A 12,715-nucleotide genomic window follows, 5' to 3' on the forward strand; every position below is an offset into this window, starting at 1 on the left:
GGCAAAAGAGAACGCTTCATAACTGCAATCCATCTCCGCGAATAGTGGAGGAGCTCGAAGGGAGGAAGCTCTTGGATCCCTTTGCTGGTTTTGGCTCAATACCGCTCGAAGGCATGAGGTTTGGCTCGAATGCGACTGCCGTCGAGTTACTTCCAACTGCATATGTTTTTCTGAAGGGAGATGTGGGAATCTCTGGCAGTGAGGCTAAGCAACTTGAGATAGAAGATATTGTTAGGAGTTTCAACGATTCGAGACAGCTGAACAATTCAATTGAGTACAAGCTACCTAGCTGATTTATGACATAGTTAAATGAGGCAATCGCGTCACCCAGCAATTGAAGGATGACCATGATATCAAAGAGCTTTATGATATGGACACTGCAGTCTACATAGGAAGCTGGGAGATCAAACGCCCATTTTGTGGAAGATACACTCCGTTAATTGGGAATTGATGCGGGGGGTGGGATTTGAACCCACGCAGGACTTCTCCATCGGAGCCTCAGTCCGACCCCTTTGGCCATGCTCGGGCACCCCCGCCCTCGTTTTGTTAATGGCACTCAAGATTTTTATATTTTTCTACTGATATTTAATCTCGATCCGATTTATTTACTTTCTCTTCTATATCTTTTTCCATCCCCGCTTATCCAGTACTCTCCATCTTCTCTAACTTCAAGCTTAAATACTGGAGGCTCAAACTTCGCCCTCTCTAGGGCCTCCTTCGCGGAATCGAAGGCCTTTTTCCTGGAAGTCGCGGAAGATGCTACAAGTATCGTCGGATCCCCGGGACGGAGCTCGCCTATGCTCTGAACTATTATTAGGGAGAGGACCTCCTTGTCTGAGGAGAAGCTCTTCGCTATTGAATCGAGAGCTTGGGAGGCGTAGGGCTCATATGATTCATAAATCAATCTCTCAACTCTATGTCCCTCAGCTCTGCCCTTAACCGTTCCCAGAAATATTGAAAGGCCTCCAGAGCCATGCGGGCTCGTTGCACGAGAGATCCACCTTATAATTTCAAAAGCCCGCTCAAATGTCAGGTGCTCTGCAGTCCTACCCTGGAAGCACTCTGCCTTGAGGATTGGAGGAGGATCAGTGCACGGATTGTAGCTCTCTCCCATAGTCTAGCCTCCTGATGGGGGAGGTATTATCGCTACCTCGTCCCCCTCCTTTAAAGCTTGATTCTCCGGGGCCCTCTTCCCGTTCACAAGAACGATAAGCCCCTCGCTCCTCGCACCCTTCATATAGTAGAATTCAATTCTCCTCATGAGCTCCCCAACGCTCAGATCATCCTCAACCTCTTCCTCCTTCTCATCCCACCCGGTCAGATCCTTCACCAAGCCGAAAGCTCTAATCCTGATCTTCAAAGCATCCGCCCCAATCTAGACATCCTCAAGGTGTAAAAAAATTCGCGTATAGAAACAAGATATATAATTTCTTTTTTAAATAATTTTTCTTGGATCCTTATCGGATTTTCCGATCATCCGCATCGAGGAAGGCTGTTCTGAGCATGAGGAAAAGCGATCTCGAAGAGGTCTTGAGGCCTTACACTTTAGAGTGGTTCAGGTGGTCATTTGGAGATTTCACTGAGCCTCAGAAGAGGGCAATACCCCTGATCAAAAGAGGAGAGAATGTGCTCATCTCGTCACCAACAGGAACTGGGAAGACGCTGGCTGCATTTTTGGGAATAATAGATGCCCTCTACGCGCTCTCAGAGGAGAAGAAGCTCGAAAATGAGATCTATGTTCTCTACGTCTCACCGCTGAGGGCTCTTAACAATGACATCAGGAGGAATCTCATAGAGCCTTTGGAGGGGATAAAGAAAATAGCGAGGGAGAAGTACGGAGTGGAGCTTGAGGACATAAAGGCCTCAATAAGGACGAGCGACACCCCTCAGAACGAGAGGCAGATAATGCTCAGGAAGCCACCCCACATCTTAATAACGACCCCAGAGAGCCTCGCTTTAATACTGGTAGCCCCTAAGTTCAGGGAGAGGCTCAGGAGCATAAGGTGGGTTATAATAGACGAGATCCACGAGATCGCCTCATCGAAGAGGGGGAGCAACCTTTCAATACTTTTAGAGAGGCTTCAGGAGCTCGCTGAAAGGGAAGTTCAGAGGATAGGGCTCAGCGCTACTATATCCCCCCTTGAGAAGATTGCGAGGTTCCTCGGAGGATACGGAGATGATGGGAAGCCGAGAAGCGTGAAGATAGTAGATGCGAGGTTCAAGAAGCCGTTCGATATAAGGGTTTTGGTTCCAGTTAAGGACATGATATATGCGAGCGAGGAGGAGCTCTCTGATGGGATATACTCTAAGATAGCGGAGCTCGTCCTCTCTCACAAGTCCACACTGATATTCACGAACACGAGGAGCGCTACAGAGAGGGTGGTCTTCAAGCTTAAGAAGGTCCTAGCTGAGAAGAACCTTGTCGGCCTGGATGATATAGGGGCGCATCACAGCAGCTTGAGCAGAGATATAAGGCTCGACGTGGAGGAGAGGCTCAAGAGGGGGGAGCTCAGGGTGGTCGTCTCGAGCACCTCCCTTGAGCTCGGAATAGATATAGGATATATAGACCTCGTGCTCTTGCTCAGTAGCCCTAAGTCGGTGAGCAGACTGCTTCAAAGGGTTGGGAGAGCGGGGCACAGGCTTCACGAGGTCAGCGAGGGAAGGATAATAACTGTTGATAGGGATGATCTGGTGGAGTGCTCAGTGCTTGCTGATGCTGCAAGGAAGAGGCTCATAGACAAGACGAAGATCCCCGAGGCCCCCCTAGACGTATTGGCTCAGAACATCGTTGCAATGAGCTTAGAGAAGAAGTGGAGGGTTGAGGATGCGTACAGAGTTGTGAAGAGAACTTATCCGTACCACAAGCTTAAGTACGAGGACTTCCTCTCAGTTGTGAAGTTCCTAGGTGGGGATGAGAAGAGGCTAGAGGAGCAGAAGGTATACAGGAAGATCTGGTACGATCCTGAGGAAAACGCTTTCGGGAAGAAGAGGAGCACGAGAATGATATTCAATCTGAATCAGGGGACGATTCCTGATGAGGCTAAGATAAAGGTATTCCTCAAGGGGAGGAAGTACATAGGGGATCTTGACGAGGGCTTCGCCCAGATCCTCTCTCCTGGCGACGTCTTCGTGCTAGGAGGAAAGACATACGTCTTCAAGAAGCTGACGGGCTTGAAGATGTTCGTGGACTCGGCGGAAGGCCAGAGACCTACAGTTCCATCATGGTTCAGCGAGATGCTACCCCTATCATTCGACTCAGCTCTATTAGTTGGGAAGTTCAGGAGGCATGTGAAAGAGCTTCTTGAGAAGTACGGATTCGACCTGAATAAGGCTTCTAAGGATATAGCTGATGAGATGATGCTAGATGAGGATGCTGCAAGAGAAGTAGCGAGATATATTAGCGAGCAATATGCCTTTACCTCGGGAATAGTTGCGAGCGATAGGCTCGTGCATATAGAGATCTACGATGATGAGAGGGGGAGGAACATCATATTTCACTCCCTCTTCGGTAGGAAGGCGAACGATGCCCTTTCGAGGGCTTATGCTTATGCGCTTTCAGAGCAATCCGGAACCGCAGTTAGGGTCACAGTCTCAGATAACGCATTCATGCTCACCCTCCCGGGGAGGCCTGAGGTTGATGTGTCGACCTTGGTGAAGAGTGTGAACTCGAAGAACGTCGAGGATCTCCTCACAAAGAGCATATACAATACTGAGATGATGAAGAGGATATTCAGGCAATGCGCGCAGCGTAGCTTCATGATACTGAGGAACTACAGGGGGTGGGAGAAGTCCCCGAATAAGCTTCAGCTCAGCGCCCAGACGATACTAGATGCATTGAAAGAAGATAGCGAGAATCCTGTAGTGAAGGAAACTGTAAGGGAGATAATACATGACCACATGGATGTGGATGCTGCAAAGGAGGTTTTGAAGCGGATCGAGGACGGAGAAATAGAGGTTGAAATTACTGGCCCATCAGAGGTTCCGAGCCCGTTTGCCCATCACATAATTGCAATAGGATACCAGGACATAGTATTGATGGAGGACAGGAGGAGACTGCTACTGTCGTTATATGAAAAGGTAAGGAAGTACATCGAAAATAATGAGAAAATGAGAGATAACCTGGCTTTTTCCTCTTCCTAGTCCTCTAGCTTTGAAATCTTGAGAGCCCCCATGGAAGGAGGCAAATATTAAATATTCTGTAAAAGAAAAAAATATTTGGCACACGGGTAGGGTCAGGGGCTCGCCCTCCCGTTCCCGAAATGGGCGAAATGCGGGGACCAGCAATCCCGTGCATGGGGAAGGGGCACGGCGGGCAGGTCCTGGATAGCTATGAAGTCCGCCCTGTGGGGTCGGGGGAAGCGGCCGGCCGTCTGGAGGGACGGTCTGGACCGCTTTTGCCGGGGAAAACAGGCCAGGCCCGGAAGGGAGCAACCTATCCTCGGACTCCGGCGTTCACAGGTCACCGGGCAGAGCGATTCCAGGGGAACCGCTGTCGCGCTCCTTTTCTATGCACGGGAAGCCGTGTGCCAAAATGGAAATATTTATTTGAAAAAAATTTAAAAATATTTGTGGTGTTACTAGATGAGCAAAAAGTTCGGCAACTTTACTATAGAATCTATAATGAGTAGCCCCCCCGTGGTTGTCCACAAGGAAACCTCGGTTCATGAGGCTGCGAGGATAATGTTCAATAACAGGATAGGAAGCGTTTTAGTTGTAGAAGATGATGGTAGGCTCATAGGAATCCTTACGGAGAGGGACCTTGTTTACCTAGTTGCTTCCGATAAGCTCCACACGGCGAGCGAAATGAAGGTCTGGCACCTGATGACTGAGAACCCGATCACGGTGAAGGCAAACGAGACCATCGGAGATGCTCTTTCGAAAATGAAGGAAGTGAACATAAGGCACTTACCCGTAGTAAACGACGAGGGAAAGCCCATAGGCATCGTTTCAATGAGGGACATTTTAGACTATATAATAAGCTTTCTGGATCTATCCTTCCATTAGAAACCTTCACATAACGGGTAGCTTTCCTTAACGGTTCAAGACATTGAGAACGATTTTCTAAGAATAGGGGAGGAGAGGGGGAGGTCCAGAGCCCCGCATCCTTGGCCGCTAGACTACCCGGCTTCATTCAACAGTTATTATTAAAAATTTAAGGATATATTTATTTTTTCTCCAGGAACTCCTCTATCTTCAATGCGGCATCAAGCCCGCTCTTTACTGCGGGCCCTATCTGGGAAGGTCCGTGCTTTACATCTCCCGCCGCAAATACCCCTTTAACGCTCGTCTCAAACTTTTCGTTTGCAGCTATAGTTCCATTGCTGTTCAGTTTTATTCCAGCCTCTCCAACATCTATTGGAGGGGTGGGAATAGGGCCAATTGCATTTATGATCGTGTTCAGGTAATAGGTCTGAACCTTATCTTCATGTACTATGAGCTCAGCGCTCCTGCCGCTTCCCCTCATCTCAGTGACGTAGAAGCTCATTCCTTCAGCAACTCCGTTTTTGCATAAGACTTCCCTAGGTGATAGCAGCTCGTAAAATAAAACGCCCCTCTCCTCGAGCATCTTTATGTCATTGGCCCCCATAGGGGCATCTTTTTTCGTCCTTCTGTAAAAGATAAAGGTTTTTGCCTTAAAAGCTGTGCTTGAAATGAAGGCTGCATCTGCAGCAGTAAACCCTGCGCCTATGACACCTACAGGCTCCTTTACATAGGTCCTTATGTTGAAAAGCTTTTGATATCCGAACTTCTCGAGATGGTAATCTATGAGCCACTCCACCGATGGGTAAACATTCTCCGCATTTTCACATCTCACATTCATCCTCTTCGTCTTTAGAGTACCTGTTGAGATAAGAGTTGCGTCTGAGCTTCTTATTATCTCTTTAAGGGGGACCTTCTCCCCGACCATTGTCTTGAGGTGTGCTCTCACCATTCCAGTGGAAATCAGCTCCTTAACCCCGTTCCTAATGCCGTCCTTTTTCAGCCTTTCCTCCGGTATCCCAAACATCATGAGGCCTCCAAGCTCAGGATGAACGTCATAGACGTGTATCTCGTATCCCTTGCAAACTAAATACCCTGCTGCGCTTAATCCTGCAGGCCCTCCGCCAATTATTGAAACTATTTTATTCTTTTCCTTTGCTATTTCTTCTGCTTTACACTTTAAGAACTTCAAGATGGACCACCGGAAAATCTTTTTACTTTATTTTTTAAATATTAAAAATATATAAAAAATGAATTATTTATCAAACTGAGAAGCTCTCCTTTTCGAGCACTTTCCTAACGTGCTCTGGAAGTTTTATTGTAAGCTTCGTTCCAGGAAGCTTCGGGATGTAGAGCGGTTTAGGAATCCTCGGGCCCTCTATCAAAACGCCTATGACCTCTCCTGACTTAAGCCTAACAAACGTAAGCCTGTAGCCCTGAACGAATATCGGCTCATCATACACAACGGAGGCTTTAGCACTCATATTTATTTTCACATCTTTGTTTTGAATGCACATAAAATATTATGAAATAATGTTATAATAAATTTACCTAATAGTTTTTTGAAAATTAAGTTGTTGAGTAATAAGATATTCTATTTTGTTGAAACTCCTCAGTAAGCTGAAAGAAAAGAGCGCCGCGGCCGGGATTTGAACCCGGGTCACGGGCTCGACAGGCCCGCATACTAGGCCAGGCTATACTACCGCGGCATCCATCGGATCAATATTTTTTGACATGAGAGAGATTATAAATTTTTGCTTAGAGAATTCAGGAGTTTTTCGAGGAGCTCTTTCCAGCTGGTAGATTTTTATGCCGCAAAAGATTAAAAATGAGGGAGCTCAAATATGAACAAAAAGAGGGCAATTCTGAATTGAGAAGTCCCCTCAATACGTGCGGAGAAAAGGGATACTATGTTCTGTTTTTAAAGTGCACAAGGGATGTGAATGTGAAAATTAAAGATCGCGGCGAGTTCTATTTTAAGAGGGGGTATTACGCGTATATCGGCTCTTCGTTTATCAGAGGGGGAATACAAGCGAGGCTTAGGCACCACCTAAAAAAGAAGAAAAAGAAGTTTTGGCACATCGATTTCTTGACATCGAACGAGAGCTTTACAATAGCAGGATACATATGCCTATCTTCCCAGAAAAGGGGGCTTGAGGCTGAGCTCGCGGAAGCTGCTGAAGAGTATTGTGAACCGTACATAAAAGGCTTTGGGGCTACAGACACAAAGGATGCGGGGCACCTATTTTTCATTGGTGAGGATGTATTTGAATTTTTGTATCATTTCATGAAAGGTCTCTTTGCTTAGCTGAAAGCTCAGCTCATTTCCAGGATTTCCCTTATGATCCTCTCTCTTTCCTCTTCGCTGAAGATCCCTCTTGTCTTTATCGATTTTATTCCTAAAACAGAATATGTCCTTATATCATAGTCGCTGTCCCCTATGAAGACGATCTCTTCCTTCCTCAGCCCGTACTTCTCCATCAGGAACTTCAGGTGGGGCTCTCCCTTATAGCTGTCGCTTCCATTAAAACAGAGAACCTCATCAAATGCTCTTATGCCCTCTATTAGGTAAACGACGGAGCACTCGTTGTTCGTTGAGAGGGATGAAATTATCCCCCTCTCCTTAAGATTCCCGATCAGAATCTCCACATGAGGAGAAATTCTCTTGCTTTTTAATATCACCATCTTCCCCTCTATGAACCTTCGGTATATCTCTTCCGCCTTTCCGCCTTCAATTCCCATGATCTTCAGCTGCTCCTTGAAGCTCATGCCTGCTGTAGAAAGGTATAAGCTTTTCGCCTTCTCTCTATCAATGCCGGCTATTTCCTCAATAATCTCAGAGGCAAGCCCAGCATATTCATTCATCGTATCGATCACCGTCCCATCGAAGTCAAACATCACGGCTCTTATCATTATTATCCCCTCCCTTTTTCAAATGCTTTCTGAGCTCAATTTTATATTTTTGAATTGGGGTCTTAGTTCCGCAGTCCTCAACGCATAGCCCTATGGCTTTTGATTTTTCACAATCATAAGGCTTGTACTTGATTCCGCTCCCCCTCTTCCCAGCTAGGTGCTCGACTTGATATCTCGCGATCTTTTCATTGTAATCAGGCAGCTGCTTGAAGACCTCCAAGACATCATCTATGCTTATGTTCAGGTTGAGGAGAAATGTGGCTATCTGGAACCTCTCCTGATGGCTCAAATTTTCTCCGTTTGATGCCTTCCTCAAGATGTTCTTTATGCACGGAGGGAAAAGCTCCGGCTTATAGGCTATCGCTCCTCCACCCTCTCCTCCAATTTGAGATTCTCCATAAAAGCTGATCCTCCTCTTAGCTACCTGAGACTGAACTTCTACCGCAATATCCTTCAGCTGCGGAGGAAGGATGCTGATATCGCTTATATCGTTTGAGATGCGCTTCAACTTGTCGAGCACCTTGTAATAAACTGCCTCTTCCATGAGCCTTTGGAGCTCTGCTCTTTGAATGTAGACCATTCCACCGCTTATAAGTTGGTTGGAGAACCTCCACTTCTCATCGCCTTCTAGCCTCTTCCCAAGCCTCATATAGTCAAAAATTGTTATGGAAAAGGTAAAAGACTTTCTCTGATCCCCTCTGCTCAGCTTTCTTATCGGAATAACCAGAGGTTCTGCTAAAAATCTCACGCCGATCTTCAGATAATCTCTTGCAATCTTAATCATCGTCTCCTCATCAAACCCGTTGAGCTCCTCTCCGAAAGACTTAGCTATCGATATTGAGAATCTGTTCATAAGCCAGTTGTCCTTCACAGATGAAGTGACGATCATAGCGCTGTAAAGGGAAACCGCCTCCCTTTTCAGATTCTTCTCATCCCTTTCGAAGCTGTATGACTCTTTCTCAATTACAGAGGAGATTATCTCTCTTATCCTCGGAATGGCTCCGTGCATTTCTATTATATCTATTAAGCTCATTCCCTGCGGGATCCCCTCATACGACCTGAGATATCCTATAGGATCGTCGAGAAGGAAGGAGTACCTGAGCAGCCTGAAAATAGATCTTCCTGAAGGCATGTCATTCATCGCTTAAAGCCATTCATAAATGCCGTATGTTAGGAAATTTCAAGGGATCATATAAATTTAGTTCTCCCTCTAAAAAACCTTTTTTCTTTTAAAAATAAAGGAAATGCATATAGAAAAAGCTAGAGCAGCAGGATCTCGCGCTTCTTTTCAAACACCTCTGATCTGAACGGAGAGGATGAGGCCCCAATGTTTCTTGACTTTAGAGCGCCCGCAGTGACCGCAAGCTCCAAGCTCTCTTCTACGCTTCTAGTCTCTATTAGGGCGCAATTGAATACAGCATCGAACGCGTCGCCCGCTCCAGTGGTGTCCACATACTCCACCTTTTTCAGGATTCTAGAAGTTCTTTTGCCCTCGTAGAATGCTTCTGCCCCCCTTTCGCCCAGCTTCAATGCCACGATCGTCTTCCAGCTCATATCGTAGAGGAAATCTGCAAACCCATATCCCCAAACATTCCTTGCGAATTTTTCATTGAGGAAAAGAACGTCTACAAGCCCCGTGAATTCGCCAATCACTTTTTCATACTCTCTGCTTTCTGTCCCCGGATCGAGAGAAAAGATGGGGCTCTTTAGAACACGCTTCTCCTTAATCTTTTTAATTGCGCTGAGAGCAACGGAGCTCTTTACGCTTGAAAAATGGACGACATCAACCGAATTTATTTTTTCAACCGAGCGAGCTATGTAATCATCATCCAGCAAGTTATTGACCCCCCTGTATGAGATGATCCTCCTCTGCTCGTTTGGGAGGTGTATTATGTTCGAAACTCCCGGGGAGCCCTCTTCTACAATCTTTACATTATCGATCTTAACCCCGTTTTCGATCAGGTATCTGAAAAATCCCAGCGATGAGAAGATGGGTGTAGTTATGCCGATCAAGTAGGAGGTGTGTCCAAACCTTGAAGCTGCCACAGAATAATTCAGCGCGCCTCCTCCCGCCCCTATGAAGAGGCTTTTCGCCTTTACGGAATCATCTTCAGCGGGAAGCTCAGGCACGCTCGAAATTATGTCGATGTTCAGATTTCCTACCGAAACATGCACTCCGAACTTTCCAGAATTGCCGGATTTTAAAAAACTCTTCATTACTCTTCACTAAAGCCGCATCTTATCTTTGAGGAGGAGCGAAGGATAGAAGCTCCTCTTCCCGCTGTTTCTCTTGAGCTCATCCCACTCGCTCAGTATTTTTACAGCCTCGTCTGCGACCTTCACAGCATCATCGACTCCAGCATTCGGCACGAACTCGTTAGTCACTCTATTTGCTATCACGGCGCATATCGAAGAGGCCCTAGCTCCGTATATGTTTGCCATCGTGAATATCGTGGATGCCTCCATTTCGAAGTTCAATACGTTGAGCGATTTGAGCTCTGAAATTATCGACTTCGCCCAAGAGTTCATGAAGTTTTTATAACCAGGCCTTCCCTGCCCTAGGTAGAAGCTGTCGGTAGACGCAGTTATCCCAACCCAATACCTCTTATTTAGGCTTTCCGCTGCCTCTACTAAAGCCAAAAGAACCTCATAGCTTGATACCGCTGGGTACTCAGGAATAGCATACTGCTTGCTCGTTCCATCAAGCCTCACAGCTCCGCTCGATATGATGAGGTCCCCGATCTCTATCTCTCCCTTTATCGCTCCAGTGGTCCCCACTCTGATGAATGTGTCTGCCCCCGCTCTGAGCAGCTCCTCTACAGCAATAGCTGCGCTCGGACCGCCTATGCCTGTAGATGTCACTGAGATTTCAGCCCCCTTGTATTTTCCGCTGTATGTTACATACTCCCTGTGCCTTGCTACAAACCTCCACTCATCCCAGGTCTTCGCAATTAATTCCGACCTCTCAGGATCTCCGGGCAAAAGAACATATCTGGCGACATCTCCCTGGGATATGCCCAGATGATAGAGCTTTCTTCCATCGGTCGTAGGAGAATCCGCCTTAATTTTTCCCCCCTCCAAAGAATTCACCTCCTCGTTTTATAAGTTTCCTTTTTGAACATATTTCCTATTTGATAGTAGACGTTCACTTCCTCAATTGCATCCTTAGGCAGCTTTGTGTAGTATAAGAGCGCTCCTCCGGGCTCCAGCTCCTTGTTTTTGTCTATCGTCTCAGTTATCTGCTTCTTCAAATATCTCTGCTCTTGGCTTATTTGATCGAGAGGAGTTACCGTTATGTAGTATACAAGCTCAATCTTCCATACTATGATCTTGTCGCTTCCCGCATTGACGATTTTTAAGAAACCCTTATCGCTGAGCTCGATATTAAGCAAAAGCTTCACCTTCTTTTCGCTCAATTACGGCTGAAAAAGCCATAGGATCAAGAGTGAAAACCAACTAATAATTCTTTGCGATCTATTATTATTAAAAATTTTCCACAAGCTGAATTCATAATTTTTCGAGGATGGACTTGAGCTCAAACAGATCCTCAACTACATAGTCAGCTCCAGCCCTCAAGAGCTCCTCTCCGGACTTGCACCCATTTATCGTTATCCCTATGCTTATGCACCCGTTCTTTGGACCTGCAGATACATCATCCACATAGTCTCCTACCAAAATGCACTTACTGAAGCCTCTATGGTTGTTTATTATCTTTCTGACGGCGTCATCTTTAAGGAAGGGCTTATCACTATCGTAAATTTTCAGCGTATAGACCTCGCTGACGTATTTCGAAAGAGAGAAGTACTCAAGCTCCTTCAAGACCTCATCCCCATCTACCCCTCTTCCTGAGAGGACCACGACTATACCCCTTTCATTCAAGAACCTCAAGAGCTCCTCGGCTCCATCTATTGGCTTTATTTCGCTCCTGTCTTTAGCATAGTACATCTCTTTGAAATCCTTCCAAAAATCTTTAGGATAATTCTTGTAGTTATCTAAAGAGTTCGTGCAGAACTTTTCGTAGAAATCCTCAAAACTGATATCTTCATTGAAGTACTTCTTTAAAAGCTGGCTATATACTCTGTAGAATACCTTTAAGCTGTCTATAAGGGTCATATCAAGGTCCAAAATGTAGAGAGTTTTCTGCATTAAAATTTTACCTCTAAACCCTTATCCTTCAGAGCGAACATGAAAAATTACACATCTTCTTTTAGGTGTTATTTCCTATTAAAGCTTATTTGATCAGCTTGCAATGTGATGATGATCAGCCCCGAGCACAAAGCAATAGAGTTCTCTGTGCGATCAAGAAGGATCCATTCACTTTCCAATCTTCTTCAAGAAAAAGTGTTCATGAATAGATGCGGGAAAGACGCTACACTTCAGAGCGTAGATAATGTGAGCACTAAAGCACAATGTCCATGAAGTCTACAGGCAGGGGCTTGTTTTTGCTCACGTATTCATCATACTTCGAGGAGAGGAATTCCATAAAAGTTGGGCACATGTCGAACTTCCCATCCCTGTCGCATGTCTTTCCGAGCCTTATGAAGCACTTTTGGGTTTTCTTGTCAAAGTAGGGGCATAGCTTGTGATGCTTTTTCGCCGATTTAATCATTTTTTGGATCCATTTGTCCTTTTCACTTAACCCTTGCGCATCCTTGCTTCCAGAAAAATCGATCACTTTGAACCACCTCAAACGATCAAAAGTTTTAATATCTAAGTCTTTTATTAATGTTAGCAGTAGTCAGTTATATATTTTAACCTTACTGGAAAAGCCTGATGATGAGGCTTTCAAGGTTCGAGGCAAATCTGTCGATGAGTTCCGAAC

The 12,715-nt window shown here is 45.7% G+C and carries 14 protein-coding genes, 2 tRNA genes, 1 other RNA gene and 1 pseudogene; 5 read left to right on the top strand and 13 right to left on the bottom strand.

Annotated features, from left to right (window positions below; translation table 11 throughout):
- Positions 1–17: 17 nt before the first annotated feature.
- Positions 18–448: pseudogene (locus FFONT_RS07270) on the top strand (DUF1156 domain-containing protein); the annotation flags it as partial.
- Between the two features lie 3 nt (positions 449–451).
- Here FFONT_RS07270 and FFONT_RS00485 read toward each other — a convergent pair.
- The 3 genes from FFONT_RS00485 to FFONT_RS00495 all read right to left on the bottom strand — a co-directional run bounded on the left by FFONT_RS00485 (position 452) and on the right by FFONT_RS00495 (position 1,360).
- Positions 452–536: transfer RNA gene (locus FFONT_RS00485), tRNA-Leu, on the bottom strand.
- Between the two features lie 65 nt (positions 537–601).
- Entirely contained in the window at positions 602–1,114 is a 513-nt protein-coding gene (locus tag FFONT_RS00490) for a molybdenum cofactor biosynthesis protein MoaE (protein WP_148683444.1), read from the bottom strand.
- Positions 1,115–1,117: 3 nt separating this feature from the next.
- The gene (locus FFONT_RS00495) at positions 1,118–1,360 is read right to left on the bottom strand and encodes a MoaD/ThiS family protein (protein ID WP_158308273.1); all 243 of its coding nucleotides are present in this window, start codon (positions 1,358–1,360) and stop codon (positions 1,118–1,120) included.
- Positions 1,361–1,503: 143 nt separating this feature from the next.
- Between FFONT_RS00495 and FFONT_RS00500 the strand changes: the two genes are divergently transcribed.
- The 3 genes from FFONT_RS00500 to FFONT_RS00510 all read left to right on the top strand — a co-directional run bounded on the left by FFONT_RS00500 (position 1,504) and on the right by FFONT_RS00510 (position 5,004).
- Positions 1,504–4,140 (top strand): ATP-dependent helicase, encoded by a 2,637-nt coding sequence (locus FFONT_RS00500; RefSeq protein ID WP_014557250.1) that lies wholly within the window; start codon positions 1,504–1,506, stop codon positions 4,138–4,140.
- 79 nt (positions 4,141–4,219) lie between these two features.
- An RNA gene (ffs, locus tag FFONT_RS00505) (signal recognition particle sRNA) lies at positions 4,220–4,526 on the top strand.
- 55 nt (positions 4,527–4,581) lie between these two features.
- The gene (locus FFONT_RS00510; RefSeq protein WP_014557251.1) at positions 4,582–5,004 is read left to right on the top strand and encodes a CBS domain-containing protein; all 423 of its coding nucleotides are present in this window, start codon (positions 4,582–4,584) and stop codon (positions 5,002–5,004) included.
- Positions 5,005–5,164: 160 nt separating this feature from the next.
- Here FFONT_RS00510 and FFONT_RS00515 read toward each other — a convergent pair whose 3' ends face one another.
- The 3 genes from FFONT_RS00515 to FFONT_RS00525 all read right to left on the bottom strand — a co-directional run bounded on the left by FFONT_RS00515 (position 5,165) and on the right by FFONT_RS00525 (position 6,689).
- Positions 5,165–6,172: an FAD-dependent oxidoreductase gene (locus tag FFONT_RS00515; protein ID WP_014557252.1), complete on the bottom strand. Its 1,008-nt coding sequence runs from the start codon at positions 6,170–6,172 to the stop codon at positions 5,165–5,167.
- Between the two features lie 70 nt (positions 6,173–6,242).
- The gene (locus FFONT_RS00520; RefSeq protein ID WP_014557253.1) at positions 6,243–6,497 is read right to left on the bottom strand and encodes a hypothetical protein; all 255 of its coding nucleotides are present in this window, start codon (positions 6,495–6,497) and stop codon (positions 6,243–6,245) included.
- A gap of 117 nt (positions 6,498–6,614) precedes the next feature.
- A tRNA-Asp gene (locus tag FFONT_RS00525) sits at positions 6,615–6,689 on the bottom strand.
- Positions 6,690–6,808: 119 nt separating this feature from the next.
- Between FFONT_RS00525 and FFONT_RS00530 the strand changes: the two genes are divergently transcribed.
- Positions 6,809–7,288, top strand: coding sequence for a GIY-YIG nuclease family protein (locus FFONT_RS00530; protein ID WP_014557254.1), 480 nt, complete (start codon positions 6,809–6,811; stop codon positions 7,286–7,288).
- 8 nt (positions 7,289–7,296) lie between these two features.
- On the opposite strand, the gene FFONT_RS00535 is transcribed toward FFONT_RS00530, so the two are convergent.
- From FFONT_RS00535 to FFONT_RS00565, 7 genes are all read right to left on the bottom strand, one after another.
- Positions 7,297–7,893: an HAD family hydrolase gene (locus tag FFONT_RS00535; protein WP_014557255.1), complete on the bottom strand. Its 597-nt coding sequence runs from the start codon at positions 7,891–7,893 to the stop codon at positions 7,297–7,299.
- Positions 7,871–9,025 carry a hypothetical protein gene (locus tag FFONT_RS00540; RefSeq protein WP_158308274.1) on the bottom strand — a complete coding sequence of 385 codons (1,155 nt, stop codon included), beginning with the start codon at positions 9,023–9,025 and terminating at the stop codon, positions 7,871–7,873. Before FFONT_RS00540 ends, FFONT_RS00535 begins: the two co-directional genes overlap by 23 nt.
- A 128-nt stretch (positions 9,026–9,153) precedes the next feature.
- Positions 9,154–10,110 carry a carbohydrate kinase family protein gene (locus FFONT_RS00545; RefSeq protein WP_014557257.1) on the bottom strand — a complete coding sequence of 319 codons (957 nt, stop codon included), beginning with the start codon at positions 10,108–10,110 and terminating at the stop codon, positions 9,154–9,156.
- A 9-nt stretch (positions 10,111–10,119) separates the two neighbouring features.
- On the bottom strand, positions 10,120–10,983 hold the full coding sequence (udp, locus tag FFONT_RS00550; protein ID WP_014557258.1) for a uridine phosphorylase: 864 nt from the start codon (positions 10,981–10,983) through the stop codon (positions 10,120–10,122).
- Positions 10,980–11,285, bottom strand: coding sequence for a hypothetical protein (locus tag FFONT_RS00555; protein ID WP_148683447.1), 306 nt, complete (start codon positions 11,283–11,285; stop codon positions 10,980–10,982). The genes udp and FFONT_RS00555 overlap by 4 nt, the downstream gene beginning before the upstream one ends.
- 115 nt (positions 11,286–11,400) lie before the next feature.
- On the bottom strand, positions 11,401–12,039 hold the full coding sequence (locus tag FFONT_RS00560; RefSeq protein ID WP_014557260.1) for an HAD family hydrolase: 639 nt from the start codon (positions 12,037–12,039) through the stop codon (positions 11,401–11,403).
- Between the two features lie 253 nt (positions 12,040–12,292).
- The gene (locus tag FFONT_RS00565) at positions 12,293–12,568 is read right to left on the bottom strand and encodes a hypothetical protein (RefSeq protein WP_014557261.1); all 276 of its coding nucleotides are present in this window, start codon (positions 12,566–12,568) and stop codon (positions 12,293–12,295) included.
- Positions 12,569–12,715: the final 147 nt, after the last annotated feature.

The sequence above is a fragment of the Fervidicoccus fontis Kam940 genome, from assembly GCF_000258425.1.
Lineage (GTDB): Archaea > Thermoproteota > Thermoprotei_A > Sulfolobales > Fervidicoccaceae > Fervidicoccus > Fervidicoccus fontis.